This window comes from Microbacterium lacusdiani (assembly GCF_054779895.1).
Map to the genome: position 1 here is coordinate 33,901 of NZ_BAAGXJ010000006.1, position 16,605 is coordinate 50,505.

18 protein-coding genes and 1 tRNA gene are annotated in these 16,605 nt (G+C 73.6%); 14 read left to right on the forward strand and 5 right to left on the reverse strand.

Translation table 11 applies throughout. The features are described 5' to 3' along the window. The first annotated feature begins 60 nt into the window (after positions 1 to 60). Positions 61 to 807, forward strand: coding sequence for a FadR/GntR family transcriptional regulator (locus ACYVGN_RS06330; RefSeq protein ID WP_460789550.1), 747 nt, complete (start codon positions 61 to 63; stop codon positions 805 to 807). Positions 808 to 830: 23 nt separating this feature from the next. Continuing rightward, positions 831 to 2,276: an alpha-hydroxy acid oxidase gene (locus tag ACYVGN_RS06335; RefSeq protein ID WP_460789551.1), complete on the forward strand. Its 1,446-nt coding sequence runs from the start codon at positions 831 to 833 to the stop codon at positions 2,274 to 2,276. Positions 2,277 to 2,337: 61 nt separating this feature from the next. On the opposite strand, the gene ACYVGN_RS06340 is transcribed toward ACYVGN_RS06335, so the two are convergent. After that, positions 2,338 to 3,111 carry an HAD-IIB family hydrolase gene (locus ACYVGN_RS06340; RefSeq protein WP_055993704.1) on the reverse strand — a complete coding sequence of 258 codons (774 nt, stop codon included), beginning with the start codon at positions 3,109 to 3,111 and terminating at the stop codon, positions 2,338 to 2,340. A gap of 112 nt (positions 3,112 to 3,223) precedes the next feature. Between ACYVGN_RS06340 and ACYVGN_RS06345 the strand changes: the two genes are divergently transcribed. Continuing rightward, positions 3,224 to 3,300, forward strand: a tRNA-Pro gene (locus ACYVGN_RS06345). Positions 3,301 to 3,361: 61 nt separating this feature from the next. Here ACYVGN_RS06345 and ACYVGN_RS06350 read toward each other — a convergent pair. The 3 genes from ACYVGN_RS06350 to ACYVGN_RS06360 all read right to left on the reverse strand — a co-directional run bounded on the left by ACYVGN_RS06350 (position 3,362) and on the right by ACYVGN_RS06360 (position 7,575). After that, the gene (locus ACYVGN_RS06350) at positions 3,362 to 3,940 is read right to left on the reverse strand and encodes a hypothetical protein (protein WP_460789553.1); all 579 of its coding nucleotides are present in this window, start codon (positions 3,938 to 3,940) and stop codon (positions 3,362 to 3,364) included. Between the two features lie 75 nt (positions 3,941 to 4,015). Beyond that, entirely contained in the window at positions 4,016 to 4,936 is a 921-nt protein-coding gene (locus ACYVGN_RS06355; protein ID WP_460789555.1) for a metallophosphoesterase, read from the reverse strand. Next, positions 4,936 to 7,575: a transglycosylase domain-containing protein gene (locus tag ACYVGN_RS06360; protein ID WP_460789557.1), complete on the reverse strand. Its 2,640-nt coding sequence runs from the start codon at positions 7,573 to 7,575 to the stop codon at positions 4,936 to 4,938. The genes ACYVGN_RS06355 and ACYVGN_RS06360 overlap by 1 nt, the downstream gene beginning before the upstream one ends. Before the next feature lie 114 nt (positions 7,576 to 7,689). On the opposite strand from ACYVGN_RS06360, the gene ACYVGN_RS06365 reads away from it, so the two are divergent. Next, positions 7,690 to 7,911, forward strand: a complete 222-nt coding sequence (locus tag ACYVGN_RS06365; RefSeq protein ID WP_055993715.1) for a DUF4177 domain-containing protein — start codon at positions 7,690 to 7,692, stop codon at positions 7,909 to 7,911. Further along, positions 7,908 to 8,375, forward strand: a complete 468-nt coding sequence (locus ACYVGN_RS06370) for a RidA family protein (protein WP_460789559.1) — start codon at positions 7,908 to 7,910, stop codon at positions 8,373 to 8,375. The genes ACYVGN_RS06365 and ACYVGN_RS06370 overlap by 4 nt, the downstream gene beginning before the upstream one ends. 146 nt (positions 8,376 to 8,521) lie before the next feature. Here ACYVGN_RS06370 and acs read toward each other — a convergent pair whose 3' ends face one another. Further along, positions 8,522 to 10,492, reverse strand: coding sequence for an acetate--CoA ligase (gene acs, locus ACYVGN_RS06375; RefSeq protein ID WP_460789560.1), 1,971 nt, complete (start codon positions 10,490 to 10,492; stop codon positions 8,522 to 8,524). A 231-nt stretch (positions 10,493 to 10,723) separates the two neighbouring features. Between acs and ACYVGN_RS06380 the strand changes: the two genes are divergently transcribed. From ACYVGN_RS06380 to panB, 9 genes are all read left to right on the forward strand, one after another. Further along, positions 10,724 to 11,746 carry a TadA family conjugal transfer-associated ATPase gene (locus ACYVGN_RS06380; RefSeq protein ID WP_460789562.1) on the forward strand — a complete coding sequence of 341 codons (1,023 nt, stop codon included), beginning with the start codon at positions 10,724 to 10,726 and terminating at the stop codon, positions 11,744 to 11,746. Beyond that, complete coding sequence (locus tag ACYVGN_RS06385) at positions 11,734 to 12,651, forward strand: type II secretion system F family protein (RefSeq protein ID WP_460789564.1); 918 nt, start codon at positions 11,734 to 11,736, stop codon at positions 12,649 to 12,651. Before ACYVGN_RS06380 ends, ACYVGN_RS06385 begins: the two co-directional genes overlap by 13 nt. Before the next feature lie 35 nt (positions 12,652 to 12,686). After that, a complete protein-coding gene (locus ACYVGN_RS06390) occupies positions 12,687 to 12,887 on the forward strand; it encodes a DUF4244 domain-containing protein (protein ID WP_055993730.1) in 201 nt (66 codons plus the stop codon). Further along, positions 12,884 to 13,267 carry a TadE family type IV pilus minor pilin gene (locus tag ACYVGN_RS06395; protein ID WP_230667994.1) on the forward strand — a complete coding sequence of 128 codons (384 nt, stop codon included), beginning with the start codon at positions 12,884 to 12,886 and terminating at the stop codon, positions 13,265 to 13,267. Before ACYVGN_RS06390 ends, ACYVGN_RS06395 begins: the two co-directional genes overlap by 4 nt. A gap of 12 nt (positions 13,268 to 13,279) precedes the next feature. Further along, a complete protein-coding gene (locus ACYVGN_RS06400; protein ID WP_055993733.1) occupies positions 13,280 to 13,597 on the forward strand; it encodes a hypothetical protein in 318 nt (105 codons plus the stop codon). A 78-nt stretch (positions 13,598 to 13,675) separates the two neighbouring features. After that, positions 13,676 to 14,428: a DUF2520 domain-containing protein gene (locus tag ACYVGN_RS06405; protein WP_460789567.1), complete on the forward strand. Its 753-nt coding sequence runs from the start codon at positions 13,676 to 13,678 to the stop codon at positions 14,426 to 14,428. Then, positions 14,425 to 15,276, forward strand: a complete 852-nt coding sequence (gene panC / locus ACYVGN_RS06410; protein ID WP_055993739.1) for a pantoate--beta-alanine ligase — start codon at positions 14,425 to 14,427, stop codon at positions 15,274 to 15,276. The genes ACYVGN_RS06405 and panC overlap by 4 nt, the downstream gene beginning before the upstream one ends. Further along, positions 15,276 to 15,665, forward strand: a complete 390-nt coding sequence (panD, locus tag ACYVGN_RS06415) for an aspartate 1-decarboxylase (RefSeq protein WP_055993742.1) — start codon at positions 15,276 to 15,278, stop codon at positions 15,663 to 15,665. The genes panC and panD overlap by 1 nt, the downstream gene beginning before the upstream one ends. Beyond that, positions 15,662 to 16,522: a 3-methyl-2-oxobutanoate hydroxymethyltransferase gene (gene panB, locus ACYVGN_RS06420; RefSeq protein WP_460789570.1), complete on the forward strand. Its 861-nt coding sequence runs from the start codon at positions 15,662 to 15,664 to the stop codon at positions 16,520 to 16,522. Before panD ends, panB begins: the two co-directional genes overlap by 4 nt. Positions 16,523 to 16,605 lie beyond the last annotated feature (83 nt).

Sequence of the window (16,605 nt, forward strand, 5' to 3'; positions counted from 1 at the left end):
CTCGTTGCGTGGTCTGACCACACCGCGGTAGTGTGGTCGGACCACAGCGAAGGGGGTGTCATGGCGCAGGACGAGATCTCGCCGCGCGCGTGGCGCTCCGTGCTCGAGCGGATCGAGGCTGACCTGCTGGAGGGTCGCCTCGCGCCGGGCGACCGCCTACCCGGCGAGCGCGACCTCGCCGCGAAGCTCGGCGTCGGCCGCTCGAGTGTCCGCGAGGCGCTGCGGGTGCTGGAGTCGATGGGGCTCGTGCGCACGGCGACCGGATCGGGCCCGTCCGCCGGCGCCATGATCGTCGCGGCCCCGCAGGGCGGGCTCGCGACCCTGCTGCGCCTGCAGCTCGCGGCGCAGGGCTTCCCGCTCGCCGACGTGGTGGCGACCCGCGCCGTGCTCGAGGCCTCGGTCGTCGAGGCGCTCGCCGCCCGCGCGCGCGAAGGCGAGGTGCTCGACCTCGCCGAGCCCGACAGCCTGCTCGCCGCCATGGCCGCCGACGGGCTCGACCCCGACGACTTCCTCGCGCTCGACGCGCGCTTCCACCTGTCGCTCGCCGAGGCGTCCGGCAACGCGGTCGTCGTGGCCGTCATGGCGGGCCTGCGCACCGCGATCGAGTCCTACGCGCGCGAGGGCGCCGCCGCCGTGCCCGACTGGCCCGCGCTGGTGGCCGGGCTGCGCGCCGAGCACGCGGCCGTCCTGGACGCCGTGCGCTCCGGCGATCCGGAGCTCGCGCGCGAGCGCATCCGCACCCACATCACCGGCTTCTACACGCGCACGCACGCGCTCGGCGGAGCTCCCGCCGGCGCGGACGCGTGAACCGACCCGAGAGAGGATCCCCAATGGTCAAGCGCCAGCTCCCCAACCCGAAGGACATCTTCGAGTACGTCCAGTTCAAGAAGCCCACGTTCAACGGCAGGCAGCGCCGCCTGCAGGACGCCCTGACGATCTACGACCTGCGGGCGATCGCGAAGCGGCGCACGCCCGCGGCCGCGTTCGACTACACCGACGGAGCCGCCGAGGGCGAGCTGTCGATCCTGCGCGCGCGCCAGGCGTTCGAGGACATCGAGTTCCACCCGGACATCCTGCGCCCCGCCGAGGACGTCGACACGTCGACGGAGATCCTGGGCGGCCCCAGCGCCATGCCGTTCGGCATCGCCCCCACGGGCTTCACGCGCCTGATGCAGACCGAGGGTGAGATCGCCGGCGCCGGCGCGGCGGGCGCCGCGGGCATCCCGTTCACGCTCTCGACGCTCGGCACGACGTCGATCGAGGACGTCAAGGCCGCCAACCCGGATGGCCGCAACTGGTTCCAGCTGTACGTGCTGCGCGACCGCGAGGTGTCGTACGGCCTCGTCGAGCGTGCGGCCGCGGCCGGCTTCGACACGCTGCACTTCACGGTCGACACTCCCGTCGCGGGCAACCGGATGCGCGACTACCGCAACGGCTTCTCGATCCCGCCGCAGCTGACCGTCAAGACCGTCCTCGACACGCTGCCGCGCCCGTGGTGGTGGTTCGACTTCCTCACGACGCCCAAGCTCGAGTTCGCCTCGCTCAAGTCGACCGGCGGCACGGTCGGCGACCTGATCGGCCAGGCCATGGACCCGACCATCAGCTACGAGGACCTCGCCACGATCCGCGAGCTGTGGCCCGGCAAGATCGTGATCAAGGGCGTGCAGAACGTCCCCGACGCCGTGAAGCTCATCGACATGGGCGTCGACGGCCTGGTGCTCTCGAACCACGGCGGCCGCCAGCTCGACCGCGCGCCGATCCCGTTCCACCTGCTGCCGCGCGTGGTGCGCGAGGTCGGCAGGGACGCCACGGTGATGATCGACACCGGCATCATGAACGGCGCCGACATCGTCGCCTCGGTGGCGCTGGGCGCGAAGTTCACGCTCATCGGCCGCGCGTACCTGTACGGCCTGATGGCCGGCGGCCGCGCGGGCGTGGACCGCACGATCGCGATCCTGCGGAGCGAGATCGAGCGCACCATGAAGCTGCTCGGCGTGCAGTCGCTCGAGGAGCTCGAGCCGCGCCACGTGACGCAGCTGACGCGCGTGCTGCCGGTGCCCGTGGCCTACGGCGAGGGCGCCGAGGTGCTCGCCCCGACGTCCGCGCCCGTGCGCACGCCGCGCGCCGCGAGCAAGGCGGCCGCGAAGCCCCGCACGAAGGCCGCCGCGAAGACCCCCGCGGCCGAGACGGCCGCCGAGGCCGGCACGACGCCGCTCGAGGCGGTCGAGCAGTCCTCGGAGGCCGTGGAGGCCGCCGAGAAGGCCGTCGCCGACTGACGCCCTCAGGCGCGAACAGGGCCCCGGATGATCCGGGGCCCCGTTCGCGTGGAAGCTCGCGTCAGACGCGCACGCCGAGCGTCGGGATGAGCGCGTCGAGCTTGTCGGCCGTGTCCTCCCAGCCCTCGACCGAGACGCACTCGACCTCGCCCATGGCGAGCACGGGGAAGTCGTTGCCGTCCGGGTCCAGGCGGTCGCCGTAGAACAGCATGTCGGCGAGCGAGATGCCCGTCTCCTCGGCCAGGCGGCGCATTCCGTAGGCCTTGTCGATGCCCTTGCGGGTGATGTCGACCGACGTGGACCCGCCGGAGCGCACCTCGAGGTCGGGCACGCGCAGGGCCACGGCGTCGCGGAGGGCGGACTTGCGCTCGCCCGTGGGGTCCCACGCCTTCTTGGCGTCGACCGGCGCGGCCTGGCCGAGCGCCGAGAACGTGATCTGCGAGCCGCGGTCCTCGAGGATGTCGCCCCAGGTCTGCGACTCCCACAGGCCCAGGCGTTTCGCCTCCTCCTCGACGGCGGTCAGCGCGCGCCTTTTCTCGTCCGGCGTCAGGTCCTGCGCATAGAGCATGACGAGCTCGTCGCCCTGGAAGCGGAAGTACTGCGTGCCGCACGTGGGCAGCAGGTGGATGTGCGACAGCGTCTCGGACGGCGCCTCCGGCAGCCGCTCGACCACCTGGGTGCGGAACTGCACGATCTGCCCGCCCGAGATGATCGCGACCTCGACCCGGTCGGCCAGTGCGATCAGCAGCTCGCCGATGCGCGGATCGATCGGGCTCTTCGAGGGGGCGAGGGTGTCGTCGAGATCGAAGGCGACGACCCGGGGCGCGAAGGTCATGGCCTCCAGCCTACGACGTCGCCCTGAGAGCCTGCGAAGCCCGGCGGCACGCGCAGGCCGGGCGCGGTTCGTGGCACCGCCCGGCATCAGGTAGACTTGCAGGGTTGCAAAACGGGGTGTGGCGCAGCTTGGTAGCGCGCTTCGTTCGGGACGAAGAGGCCGCAGGTTCAAATCCTGTCACCCCGACCAGCAGAAGAGGGACCCGCCGACAGGCGGGTCCCTCTTCTCGTCTGCGGAGGACGCGACCCGATCAGACCGTCAGCGTGCGCAGCCACGCGGCGGTGAGGTAGTCCGTTCCGCCGGTGTCGGCGAGGCCGTCGCCCGCGTCGTGGTGCAGCACGCCGCGCAGGGCGTAGCCGGCCTCGGCGTGGGCCCGCGCCTGGGGGTCGCGCGGCACGGCGCCCTCGCCGCCCACCGCGACGATCGCGTCGCCGCCGAGATCCGAGCGGTGCACGGTGACCGCGCGCACCCGGACGCGCCCGTAGCGACGCGCCTGGTCCTCGGCCGCCGCGATGAGCAGGCCCTCCAGGCCGGCGCTGCGCCGGGGCACGTACACCGCGATGTCGGCGTGCAGGCCCCCGCGGGGCGCGGCGATGTGCGCCGCGCCGACCGCCCGCGTCCCGCTGCGCGCGAGCAGCGCCGTGCGGAGCGCGTCGTGCTCGTCCCACAGCTCGGCCAGCAGCTCGACGGCCGTGTCGAGGGCCGCGCCTCCGCCGGTCTGCTCGTTGGTCACGACGCCCACGATCTCGGCGTAGTCGCGGAAGTCCCGCGCGCCGGGGACGTCCAGGCTCTGCGGCAGCGCGACGGGCTTGATCTCGACGGGAATCATCGCCGCCCATCCTGCCAGCGGTCCTCGGCGGCTCCGGGCACCTCGGACGGCTCGTCGCCGAACGGGCGTCGGGGTCTACGCGCGGGGCGCGAGGGTGATGAGGGAGACCTCGGGGCGGCACGCGAAGCGCACCGGGGCGTAGATCGAGTGGCCGAGGCCGGCGCTGACGTTGAGCGGCACGATGCGCCCGCGGTGCGTCCACATCGACAGGCCGCGGGCCTGGCGCAGCGGGATGTCGCAGTTCGCCACGAGCGCGCCGTAGAACGGCACGCGCACCTGTCCGCCGTGTGTGTGCCCCGCGAAGAGCATGTCGGCGCCGAGGGCGGTGAAGCCGTCGAGCACGCGACGGTACGGCGCGTGCGCGACGCCGAGCGTGAGCGGGGCGTCCGGCTCGTCGGCCAGCGCGGCCGCGGCGGCGTCCAGGTCGTCCGAGTCGTGGTGGGCGTCGGCGACGCCCACGAACCGGATGCGGCTGCCCCGCACCGTGAGCGTCGTCGCGCCGTTGTCGACGTCGACCCAGCCGAGCTCGTCCGTCATGAACCCGTCGAGGGCCTCGGTGTCGAGCCGGACGGCCTTGGGGGCGCGCTCCGAGGGACCACGGAAGTAGTGGAACGGATTGCGGGGCCCGGGGCCCCAGTAGTCGTTCGACCCGTGCACGAACACCCCGGGCACGCCCCGGAGCGGCGCGAGGGCCTCACGGATGCCGGCGATGCCGTCGGCGTGACCGAGGCTGTCGCCCGTGCTGATCACGAGATCGGGGCGCAGGGCGACGAGTCCGGCCATCCACTGCCGCTTGCGGCGCTGCCAGGGAGCCATGTGGGCGTCCGAGATGTGCAGGATCCGGATGGGCGTCGCGCCGCGGTCCAGGAGCCGCACCACGTGGCGCCGGACCGTGAACAGCTGACGCTCGATGCCGACGCCCCAGACGGCGGCCGCCGCGCCGGCCGCGCCGACGGCGGCCAGCGCCGTCAGCGCGCTCCGCGAGGCCGACGCCACTAGTCGCCGTTCCCGTTGCCGCCGCCGTTGCCGTTCCCGTTGCCGCCGCCCTCGCCGCGGCCGTCACCGCCGCCGCCATCGCAGTCGGCGGCTTCGTAGTGCACGACGACCGCGGTCGAGCGGTTCGTCACGGTGCCGGCGGCGGGATCCGTGCCGATCGCCCGGCCCGCCCCGGCCTCGCCGTTGTCTCGACACGGGCCGAGCGACACGTTCGCGAAGCCGGCCCCCTGGATCGCGGCGACCGCCGCGCTCGGCGCCTGGCCGCGCACATCGGGCACCTGCGCGCCCTGGCCGTTGCTCGGCGAGATCGTCACGGTCGTGCCGCTCGCGACGCGGCCCGAGGGCGGATCCTGCGTCTCGACGACACCGGCCGGGCGCGAGCCCGGGACCGGGGCGCCCACGCTGACGCCGAAGCCGGCCGCGCGCAGCGTCCGCTCGGCGTCGGCGACCGACATGCCGACCACGTTCGGCAGCGTCACGAGGATGCGGCGCGTCAGGTTCGGGTCGGCCGGCGGGAACTCGCCGCCGGGGTAGGCCGCGTTCGCGGCGCCCTGCACGGCCCGGGAGATCTGGAAGCGCAGCTGCGACATCTGCCAGCCGTTGACCCACGTGCGGAATACGTCGACCTCGCCGCGGGCGTTGCCGACCCACACCGCCGTCGTGGCCTTGGTGGACGACTGGATCATCGACGTCTGCCACTTCTCGTGCGTACCGGTCTTGCCGATCACGGGGACGCCGTCGGCCGCGCGGGCAGGGGTGCCGGTGCCGCCGCTGTTCATCACGGTGGACAGGGCCGACGCCGCTGTCGCGGCCACCTCGGGGGAGAGCTTCTGCTCGCACTTCGACTGGGGCAGCGGCATCTCCTCGCCGTTGGCGTCGACGACCTTCTCGATCGCCTTCGGCGGGCACTGCATGCCGTTGTTGGCGATCGTCGCGTACACCGACGCCATCGCCATCGGGGCGATGTTGAACGACCCGAGGATGTCGAAGGGCACGGGGTGGCCCTCGATGGTCGAGATCTGCTGGCCGTCTCCGGTCTTCACGTTCAGGCGGTCGGCCACGCGCATGATGTCGCACAGGTTCAGGCGCGACGCCATCGCCAGGTAGCCCGAGTTCAGCGAGTCGCGCGTGAAGCTCTGCACCGTGCCGGTGTACCCGCCGACGTTGTTGAAGTTGCCGATCTTCGACGTCTGCGGGATCGGGTTGCCGTCGCAGTTGAAGCCGGGGAACGACGTGCGGTTCACGCCGTTGAGCACCTCGTTGATCGAGTGGTCCTTCTCGAGCCAGTCGAGCAGCGTGAACACCTTGAACGTCGATCCCACCGAGAAGCCGTTCGAGCCGCCGTGCGTCCGATCGCTGGCGTACACGAGCGACGAGTAGCCGGGCTCGGACTCGATGACGGAGGGGTCCTCGCTGAAGCGCGTGTTCTGCGCCATCGCCAGGATCTTGCCCGTGTCCGCCTCGAGCGTCACGGCCGTCGCGCCGAACTCCATCCCGTCGACGTGAGCCGGCGCGTAGTCGCGCATGGCCTGCTCGGCCGGCAGCTGCACGTTCAGGTCGAGCGTCGTGTGGACGCTCAGGCCGCCGCGGCGCAGCAGCTCGCGGCGCTCCTCGGGGGAGTCGCCGAAGGCCGGGTCGTTCTCGATGATGCTCTTGACGTACTGGCAGAAGTACGCCGATCCGCCGGCCGCGACGCAGCCCTGCTCGCGCGGCTGGATGTTCGGCTCGACCTCGGAGGCGTGCGCCTCCTTGTACTCGTCCTCGGTGATCTTGCCGTCTTCGAACAGGCGCGTCAGCACGTAGTTGCGGCGGTCCTTGGCCGCGGCGTAGCCGTTCGCCTCGCCGTTGTCCTCGCGGTCGGGCTGATCGATCCGGTAGTAGTTCGGGTTCTGCACGATGCCGGCGAGCGTCGCCGCCTGCGCGATCGTGAGGTCCTTGGCCGTGGTGTCGAAGTAGTACTCGGCGGCGGCCTCGATGCCGTACGTCACACCGCCGAAGTTGGCGATGTTGAGGTAGCCGAGCAGGATGTCGTTCTTCGAGTACTCCTTCTCGATGGCGATCGCGTACCGCATCTCCTGCAGCTTGCGCGCATAGCCCTCGGTGCCCTTGGCCTGGGTCGCCTCGATGAAGCAGGCCTGCTTCTCCTCGTCGGACTGCGCATCCTTCTCGCACTGCTGGATCAGCACGTTCTTGACGTACTGCTGGCTGATGGAGGAGCCGCCCTGCGTGCTGCTGCTCGTGGCGTTGTTGATCAGCGCGCGCGTCGTGCCGATCAGGTCGACGCCGCCGTGCTCGTAGTAGCGGGGGTCCTCACTCGACAGGATCGCGTCGTACATGATCGTCGAGACCTCGTCGTACTCCACGGGCACGCGGTTCTGGTCGTAGAACGACGCGAGCGGGTACGGCTCGTCGCTGTTGGGGTCGTCGACGTAGATCGTGGTCGGCAGCATGGGCTGGTCGACCTCGAGGTAGCTCGGCAGGCTGTCGAACAGCGAGATCGCGCTCGACGCGGCGTAGCCCGACACGGCGATGGCCGGGGTGACCGTGGCGGTGACGAGGACACCGGCGACCGCGCTCAGACCGACGAGGCCGAGCACGCCACCGAGCACACCGCTGGCCGTCCTTTTCGCAAGAGGCATAGGGTGATCGTAAGCCGTCAGCCTGGACACGCCCTCCGGATGCCGGGCGCGTCAGGCCGGCCCATCCCAGATCCCGGCGCCGCGTCGCCGCCTCCCGAACCGGAAGGACGCTCCATGACCACGTGGGAGTACCTCACCACGCCTCTGCTGATCCACAACACCGCCGCCATCCTGAACAACTGGGGCAAGCAGGGCTGGGAGCTCGTGCAGGTCGTGCCGAACAGCGAGGGCGGCCTGGTCGCGTACCTCAAGCGCCCCGTCGGCGGGGGCGCCGCCAACGCGGGCCTGTCGGCCGCGCAGGAGGCCGCCAAGCAGTTCGAGGGGGAGCAGGCGTGAGCGTCGCCGCCCGCCTGGCCGAGCTCGGCATCGAGCTGCCCGCGGTCGTGCCGCCCGTCGCGGCGTACATCCCCGCCAAGGCGCACGGCGACGTCGTGCAGACCTCGGGTCAGCTGCCCATGGTGGACGGCGCGCTGCCCGCCACCGGCAAGGTCGGTGAGGGCGATGGCTTCGTCGACGCCGCGACCGCCAAGGACCTCGCGCGCCGCTGCGCCCTGAACGCGATCGCGGCGGCCGCGGACGCGGTCGGCGGCGTCGACCGCCTCACCGGCGTGCTGAAGGTCACGGGCTTCGTCGCGTCCGACCCGGCGTTCACCGGGCAGCCCGGCGTGATCAACGGCGCGAGCGAGGTGCTCGGCGAGATCTTCGGCGAGGCCGGCCGCCACTCGCGCTCCGCCGTGGGCGTGCCCGTGCTGCCGCTCGACTCGCCCGTCGAGGTCGAGGTCGCCTTCACGTTCGCGTGAGTCGCCGTCCTCGGGCTTCGACTGGTCCCGGGCGGCGAGACTGGTGTCGGCGAGACCAGTCTCGCCGCCGAAGACCAGTCGACGCCATCGCGGAGAGAGAGAACGGCCCCGTCGGATGATCCGACGGGGCCGTTCCGCTGTTCAGGTCACTTCACCTGGGCCGAGATGACGCTCATGACCGCGGTGTCCGCGAGGGTCGTGGTGTCGCCGACCTCGCGGCCCTCGGCCACGTCGCGCAGCAGGCGGCGCATGATCTTGCCCGAGCGGGTCTTCGGGAGCTCGCCCACGATGTAGACGTCGCGGGGGCGGGCGATCGGTCCGATCTGCTCGCCGACCCACGCGCGCAGCTGCTGCGCGAGTCCCTCGGGGCCGTGCTCCTTGAGGTAGCTCTCCTTGAGGATCACGAACGCGACCACGGCCTGGCCGGTCGTCTCGTCCGACGCCCCGACGACGGCCGCCTCGGCGGTCGCCTCGTGCGCCACGAGCGCCGACTCGATCTCGGCCGTCGACAGGCGGTGGCCCGACACGTTCATGACGTCGTCGACGCGGCCCAGCAGCCAGATGTCGCCGTCCTCGTCGAGGCGCGCGCCGTCGCCCGCGAAGTAGTAGCCCTGCGCCGCGAACTTCTCCCAGTACGTCTCCTTGAAGCGCTCCGGGTCGCCCCAGATGCCCCGCAGCATGCTGGGCCACGGCTCCGTGATCACGAGCAGCCCGCCCGCGTCGTTGCCCACGGGCTCGCCCTCCTCGGTGACGACGTCGATCGAGATGCCGGGCAGCGGCACCTGCGCGGAGCCGGGCTTGGTCTCGGTCACGCCGGGCAGGGCCGAGACCATGATCGCGCCGGTCTCGGTCTGCCACCACGTGTCGACGATCGGGGTCTTGCCGGCCCCGATGACCTCGCGGTACCAGACCCACGCCTCGGGGTTGATGGGCTCGCCCACCGAGCCGAGCACGCGCAGGCTCGACAGGTCGCGCGACTGGGGGATCTGGCGGCCCTGCTTCATGAAGCCGCGGATGGCCGTGGGCGCCGTGTAGAAGATCGTCACGCCGTACTTCTCGATGACGTCCCACCAGCGGCCGGGCTCCGGGTGATCCGGCGTGCCCTCGTACAGCACCTGGGTGGCGCCGTTGGCGAGCGGGCCGTAGACGACGTACGAGTGGCCGGTGATCCATCCGATGTCGGCCGTGCACCAGTAGACGTCGCTCTCGGGGTGCAGGTCGAAGACGTTGCGGTGCGTGAACGCCGCCTGCGTCAGGTAGCCGCCCGACGTGTGCAGGATGCCCTTGGGCTTCCCGGTCGTTCCCGACGTGTACAGGATGAACAGCGGGTTCTCGGCCTCGAAGGCCTGCGGCTCGTGCTCGGCCGAGGCCTGCGGCACGACGTCGTGGTACCAGATGTCGCGGCCGGGGGTCCAGTCGACGTCGTTCTCGCCGCGCTTGACGACGAGGACGTGCTCGACCGTCTCCTGCTCGCCGAGGCCGTTGCGGTCGGCGAGCGCCTGGTCCACGGCGGGCTTGAGCGGCGACACCTTGCCCTTGCGCCATCCGCCGTCGGCCGTGATCACGAGCTTGGCGCCCGCGTCATCGATGCGCGAGCGCAGGCTGTCGGCGCTGAAGCCGCCGAAGATGACCGAGTGGATGGCGCCCAGGCGCGCGACCGCGAGCATCGAGGCGACGGCCTCGGGGATCATGGGCAGGTAGATCGCGACGCGGTCGCCCTGGCCCACGCCGAGCTCCGTCAGCACGTTCGCGAGGCGCTTGACCTCGTCGGTCAGCTCTGCGTACGTGACGCGGCGCTCGTCGCCGGGCTCGCCCTCCCACAGCAGGGCGACGCGGTCGCCGTTTCCGGCCTCGACGTGGCGGTCGAGGCAGTTGTAGGCGACGTTCAGGGCGCCGTCGGCGAACCACTTCGCGAACGGCGGGTTCGACCAGTCGAGCACCTGCGTGAACGGCTTCTCCCAGTGCAGGAGCTCACGGGACTGCTCGGCCCAGAAGCCCTCGCGGTCGGTGTCCGCCTTCTCGTACAGATCCGCGCCGGCCACCGCGTTCGCGGCGAACTCGGCCGAGGGCGCGAAGCGCCGGCTCTCGTTGAGGAGGTGGTCGATCTGGGTGCTCATCAGCTGCGCGCTCCTTTGCGACGTGGTGCCAGGCCGCATCCGTGCGGCCCCGGGCGCGGCGGCGCCCGTGCGGGAAGCCCCGCACGGCGAATGTAGCCCCGGGCTCCGGAGGGTCGGTACCCACTAAAGGGAGTACCGGCGCTCGTCCACAGCGCGCACCCGCCGCCGGTGTTCGTGCGGTCGGGCGTCCGCCGCTCCGCGCGAGGGCGCCGCCTGCCTAGCGTCGGGGGCATGACCGAGCCGTTCATCGTGCAGCCGCGGGGCGCGCAGCCCGCCGGGCGCGGCTCGCCTGCCGTGCCGGACGAGCGCCCTGAGGCATCGCAGGATGCGCTGGGGCCGCTGAGCGCGTACCTGCGCGACCCCGCCGTGACCGACGTGTTCGTGAACGGGGCGTCCGGGGTGTTCGTCGATCGAGGGGACGGCCCGCGGCCGGATCCGGCCTGGCGCGCGTCCGAGCGCGAGGTGCGCGAGCTCGCCACGGCGCTGATCGCCCGGGGCGGGCGGCACATCGACGACGCGACGCCGTGCGTGGACGTGCGGCTGCAGGACGGGATCCGGGTGCACGCGGTCCTGCCGCCCATCGCCACGAGCGGCACGGCCCTGTCCATCCGGATCCCGCGCCTGCGCGGAGCCGACCTCGACGCGCTGTGCCGGGGCGGCTCGTTCGGGGACGACGCCCGGCGCTGGCTCGTGCGGATCGTGCGCGAGCGCGAGAACCTGCTGGTCACGGGCGCCGCGGGCACCGGCAAGACCACGCTGCTCGGCGCGCTGCTCGCGCACGCACCCGGGCACGAGCGGATCGTCACGATCGAGGACGTCGCGGAGCTGCGGATCGCCCACCCGCACCACGTCTCCCTCGAGGCGCGGCAGCCGAACCTCGAGGGCGCGGGCGGCGTCGACCTCGCGCGGCTCGTGCGCGAGTCGCTCCGGATGCGGCCCGACCGGATCGTGGTGGGCGAGTGCCGCGGCGAGGAGGTCCGCGAACTGCTCGCGGCGCTCAACACGGGCCACGACGGCGGAGCCGGCACGCTGCACGCGAGCGGCCTGGCGGAGGTGCCCGCGCGGCTGGAGGCGCTTGGCGCGCTGGCGGGCATGGACGACCACGCCGTCACGCGGCAGGTGTGCAGTGCGATCGGCTTCGTACTGCACCTCGAGCGCCGCCCCGACGGATCGCGCCGCCTCGCGCGCGTGGGTCGGTTCACCGACGCCGGCGGGCGGCTCGGCATCGAGGAGGTGACGCCGTGGCGCGCGTGACGCCGGACGCCGGCGCGGCGGCCGGCGCGACCGTGCTGAAGCTCGCCGTGCTGCTGCAGGCCGGCGCGACGCCCGACGCCGCATGGCGGCACCTGGGGGAGGCCGGCGGCGACGCCGCGGCGGGGCGGATCGCCGAGCGCCACGCGGCGGGCGAGCCCCTGGTCCAGGCGATCGAGGCCGAAGCCGAGCGCGGCGACCGGGGCGCCGAGGTGTGGCGCGACGTCGCGGCCGCGTGGGAGATCGCCGCCACGGTGGGCGCGCCCCTCGCCGACTGTCTGCGGTCGATGGCTGCCGCGCTGCGCGACGCCCGCGAGGCGCAGGACGACGTGCGGATCGCCCTGACCGAGCCCGCGGGAACCGCCCGGCTCATGACCTGGCTGCCGCTCGCGGGACTGGCGATCGGCGCCGCGCTCGGCTTCGACATGCTCGGCGTCCTCTTCGCCTCTCCGATCGGGATCGGCTGCCTCGCCTTGGGCGGCGCGCTGCTGCTGGTCGCGCGGGCGTGGACCCGCCGCCTGGTGCGGGCCGCGCAGCCGCCGCCCGGGACGCCGGGCATGCACGCCGAGCTCACCGCGATCGCCCTCAGCGGCGGCGTCTCGATCGATCGCGCGGCGCGCCTCGTGGCGCAGGCCCCGGGCGGAGCGCGGCCGGGCGGCGACGAGACCGCGGCGGTGCTCGCCCTGTCCCGCGACGCCGGCATCCCGGGAGTCGAGCTGCTGCGGGCCACCGCCGCGCACGAGCGGCAGGCCGCGCGGACGGAGGGGCGGATCCGCGCCGCGCGCCTCGGCGCCCGGCTCCTGCTCCCGCTCGGCGTGTGCACGCTGCCCGCGTTCCTGTGCCTCGGCGTCGCCCCCATGCTGCTCGGCGTGCTGGCCGCCACCCCGCTCCCGGCGCTCGCCGGGTGACCCGAAGAAACCGACACCGACAGGAAGAAGGAGTCATGTCCGAACCCATCCCCACCTCCGCGCGCCCGACCATCGGGGGCCTGCTCGCGGACGACACCGGCGCCTCGACCGCCGAGTACGCGATCGTCACGATGGCCGCGGTCGCGTTCGCGGGCGTGCTCGTCGTGATCATGCGGTCCGGCGAGGTGCGCGAGATCCTCACCGACCTCGTCCGCCGGGCGCTGACGGTCGCGTGATCCGGCGCGTCGCACAGCGGCGCCGCCTGGGCGGCCCCGACGGCGGGCAGGGCGCGGGGGAGCGCGGGTCGGTCGCCGCCGAGCTCGCGGTCGCGCTGCCCGCCGTCGTGGTCGTGATCCTGCTCGGCGTGGGCGCCCTCATGGCGGCCTCCACCCAGGTGCGGCTGCAGGACGTCGCGGCCGACGCCGCCCGGCTCGTGGCCCGCGGCGAGCCCGAGGGGCGCGCGAGCGGCGTCGTGGCGCAGGCGGTCCCGGGAGCCCGCGCCGCGACGTCTCGGCGCGGCGACCTCGTGTGCGTCACGGCGTCGGTCGACGCGCGCGTCGCCGGCGTCCCGATCCCGCTCCGCGCGGCCAGCTGCGCGCTCGGCGGCGGACTCTAGAGGGGAGAGGCCATGGCCGGCTCCGCGCTCGCGGCGGGCGCCGCCGGCGCCGCGGCCGTGCTGATGCTGGGACTCGCGGCGTCCGGTGCGGCCGCCGCCGAGAGCCAGCGGATCGCGGGCGTCGCCGACGCGAGCGCGCTCGCCGCGGCCGACGCGGCGAGCGGCGCCGTGCCGGGCGACCCGTGCGCCCGCGCGGCCGAGGTCGCCGGCGCGCAGGGCGCGACGATCACCGCATGCGCGGTCGACGGGCTCATCGCGACCGTCACGGCATCCGCCCGGTTCGCCGGGCTGCCGGTGCACGCGACCGCTCGAGCGGGCCCGCCGCCCTGACCTCGGGGCCGCGATCCTGGACCCGGTGCGGTTGTGTGAGAATGGTCAAGCGGACCCTTTCCCCTCCGCGCATCCACGATGACACTCCCGGAACCTCAGCCCGCCGTCCGCACGGTCGCCGTCGTCGGGGCGGGTCGCCTCGGCCGCGCGATCTCGCGCGCTCTCGCCGAATCGGGCTTCGAGGTCCATGGCCCGACCGCCCGGGGCGAGGCCGTGCCCGACGCCGACGTCGTGCTGCTGTGCGTGCCCGACGCGGAGATCGCGAACGCGGCGGCCGCGCTGCCCGGCACCGCGCGCCTCGTGGGGCACACGTCCGGGGCGACGCCGATCGCGGGCGTCGACTTCGGTCTGCATCCGCTGCGCGCGTTCGTGGGCGACGAGGGCCGTGAGGCGTTCCGAGGGATCGGCTGCGCGGTCGCGGGCCGGACCCCCGAGGCGCTCGACGCCGCCCGCGCCCTCGCCGAGGCCCTGGGCGCGACGCCGTTCCCCCTCGACGACGCGCGGCGTCCGGCGTACCACGCCGCCGCGTCCATCGCCTCGAACTTCCTCGTCACGCTGCAGGCCGCGGCCGAGCAGGTCGCGGGGGCGGCGGGACTTGCGCCCGAGGACGCGCGCGCCCTGCTCGCGCCGCTCGTGCGGGCCACCGTGGAGAACTGGGCCGCGCACGGCCCCGCCGCCGCGCTCACCGGCCCGGTCGCGCGCGGCGACGAGGGCACGGTCGAGCGCCAGCGCGAGGGAATCGCGGAGGCCGCCCCGGAGTTGATACCCCTGTTCGACGTGCTCGTCGACCGCACGCGCGCGCTGGCCGCGCAGAAGGAGGACACCCATTGAGGATCGTCCGCACCGTCGCCGAGGTCCGCGCCGCCGTCGGCGAGGCGCGCAGCCACGGCCACGTCGTCGGCCTCGTGCCCACCATGGGCGCCTTCCACGAGGGGCACCTGTCGCTCATCCGGCAGGCGCGGATCGAGAGCGACCTCGTGGTCGTGTCGATCTTCGTGAACCCGACGCAGTTCGGGCCGAGCGAGGACCTCGCCGCGTACCCGCGCGACGAGGCGCGCGACGTCGAGCTGGCCCGCGAGGCCGGCGCCGACATCGTGTTCGCGCCCTCGGTCGAGGAGATGTACCCGAGCGGGTTCGCGACGACCATCCACGTGTCGGGCCTGACCGACGTGCTCTGCGGCGCGAGCCGCGGCCCGCACCACTTCGACGGCGTCGCGACGGTCGTGACGAAGCTCTTCGCCATCGTCACCCCGGATGTCGCGTTCTTCGGGCAGAAGGACGCGCAGCAGGTGCTGGTCGTGCGCCGCCTGGTGCGCGACCTCGACCTGCCGGTCCGCATCGTGGCCTGCCCGATCGTCCGCGAGCCGGACGGCCTGGCCATGAGCTCGCGCAACGTGTACCTCGACGCCGAGTCGCGCCGCCGGGCGACCGCCCTGAACCGCGCGCTCACCGCAGCCGAGCGGGCGTTCGCCGGGGGCGAGACGTCGGCCGCGGCCCTGCTGTCGGCCGCCCGCGACGAGCTCGCGGCCGAGGGCATCGAGCCCGAGTACCTGGAGCTGCGCTCCGCCGACGACCTGCGGCCGCTGGACCGCGTCGACGGCGCCGCGCTCCTCGCCGTGGCCGCGCGCGTGGGCGCGGCGCGGCTCATCGACAACCGGATCCTGGAGGCGAACCGCTGATGCGACGCACGCTGCTGAAGTCGAAGATCCACCGCGCGACGGTGACGGGGAGCGACCTGAACTACGTCGGGTCGATCACGATCGACGCCGACCTGCTCGACGCCGCCGACATCCTCGAGCACGAGCAGGTGCACGTGGTGGACGTCGACAACGGCTCCCGGTTCGTCACCTACACGATCGCCGGCGAGCGGGGCTCCGGGGCCGTGCAGGTGAACGGCGCGGCCGCGCGGCTCGTCCACCAGGGCGACACCGTGATCGTCATCTCCTACGCGGAGTACGACGAGACCGAACTCGACGCCTACATCCCGACCGTGGTGCACGTCGACCGCGCCAACGGGGTCATCGGCGTCGACGCCGCGGTGGCCGAGCTGCGGGGCGTGCCGGCATGAGCGACGCCCCCGACGCGGGGTCGCCCCGCCCGCGCGTGACCATCGAGACGCTCGCCGAGCGCAAGGCGCGACGCGAGCCCATCGTGATGGTGACCGCGTACGACCACCCGAGCGCGCGCGCCGCGGACGCCGCCGGCGTCGACGTCGTGCTGGTCGGCGACTCGGCCGCCATGACGGTGCTCGGCTACGACAGCACCGTGCCGATCACGGCGGACGAGATGATCATGCTCGCCTCCGCCGTCCGCCGCGGGCTCACGTCGCCCCTGATGGTCGCCGACCTGCCGTTCGGCTCGTACGAGGACTCGGACGAGCAGGCCGTCGCCACCGCCCGACGGTTCGCCGAGAGCACCGGATGCGACGCGGTCAAGATCGAGGGCGGCGGGGCGATCGTCGACCGGGCTCGCGCGATCGTCGCCGCCGGCATCCCCGTGATGGGGCACGTCGGCCTCACGCCCCAGACCGCGGTGGACTTCCGCGCGCAGGGCCGCACGGCGGAGGCCGCGCGCGACATCCGCGACGCGGCGCTCGCGCTGCAGGACGCGGGGTGCTTCGCGCTCGTGTTCGAGGCGATCCCGGGCGACGTCACCGAGGCGGTCATGCCCGGGCTCCGCATCCCCGTGATCGGGATCGGCGCCGGCCCCGGGACGGACGGGCAGGTGCTCGTCTTCCACGACCTGCTCGGCATCTCGGAGGGCCGCCCGGCGCGGTTCGTGAAGCGCTACGCCGACCTGCGCGCCGCCATGGTCGCCGGCGTCGCGGCCTACGCCGACGACGTCCGGTCGCGCCGCTATCCGGCGCCCGAGCACGGCTATGCGATGGCCGCGGGCGAGGCTGAGCGGCTCCGCGAGCTCCTCTGATCCGGGGCACCGGCCCCGATCCCGCCGTCCGCACACGGATCGCCGCGGCGCCGCATCCGCCGCCTCACGGGCCGATCCCCCTG

Excerpts from the sequence above, each read along its gene's own strand:
- ACYVGN_RS06330 (WP_460789550.1), top strand. The coding sequence starts at position 61 with ATGGCGCAGGACGAGATCTCGCCGCGCGCGTGGCGCTCCGTGCTCGAG.
- ACYVGN_RS06335 (WP_460789551.1), top strand. The coding sequence starts at position 831 with ATGGTCAAGCGCCAGCTCCCCAACCCGAAGGACATCTTCGAGTACGTC.
- ACYVGN_RS06340 (WP_055993704.1), bottom strand. The coding sequence starts at position 3,111 with ATGACCTTCGCGCCCCGGGTCGTCGCCTTCGATCTCGACGACACCCTC.
- ACYVGN_RS06350 (WP_460789553.1), bottom strand. The coding sequence starts at position 3,940 with ATGATTCCCGTCGAGATCAAGCCCGTCGCGCTGCCGCAGAGCCTGGAC.
- ACYVGN_RS06360 (WP_460789557.1), bottom strand. The coding sequence starts at position 7,575 with ATGCCTCTTGCGAAAAGGACGGCCAGCGGTGTGCTCGGTGGCGTGCTC.
- ACYVGN_RS06365 (WP_055993715.1), top strand. The coding sequence starts at position 7,690 with ATGACCACGTGGGAGTACCTCACCACGCCTCTGCTGATCCACAACACC.
- acs (WP_460789560.1), bottom strand. The coding sequence starts at position 10,492 with ATGAGCACCCAGATCGACCACCTCCTCAACGAGAGCCGGCGCTTCGCG.
- ACYVGN_RS06380 (WP_460789562.1), top strand. The coding sequence starts at position 10,724 with ATGACCGAGCCGTTCATCGTGCAGCCGCGGGGCGCGCAGCCCGCCGGG.
- ACYVGN_RS06390 (WP_055993730.1), top strand. The coding sequence starts at position 12,687 with ATGTCCGAACCCATCCCCACCTCCGCGCGCCCGACCATCGGGGGCCTG.
- ACYVGN_RS06400 (WP_055993733.1), top strand. The coding sequence starts at position 13,280 with ATGGCCGGCTCCGCGCTCGCGGCGGGCGCCGCCGGCGCCGCGGCCGTG.
- ACYVGN_RS06405 (WP_460789567.1), top strand. The coding sequence starts at position 13,676 with ATGACACTCCCGGAACCTCAGCCCGCCGTCCGCACGGTCGCCGTCGTC.
- panD (WP_055993742.1), top strand. The coding sequence starts at position 15,276 with ATGCGACGCACGCTGCTGAAGTCGAAGATCCACCGCGCGACGGTGACG.
- panB (WP_460789570.1), top strand. The coding sequence starts at position 15,662 with ATGAGCGACGCCCCCGACGCGGGGTCGCCCCGCCCGCGCGTGACCATC.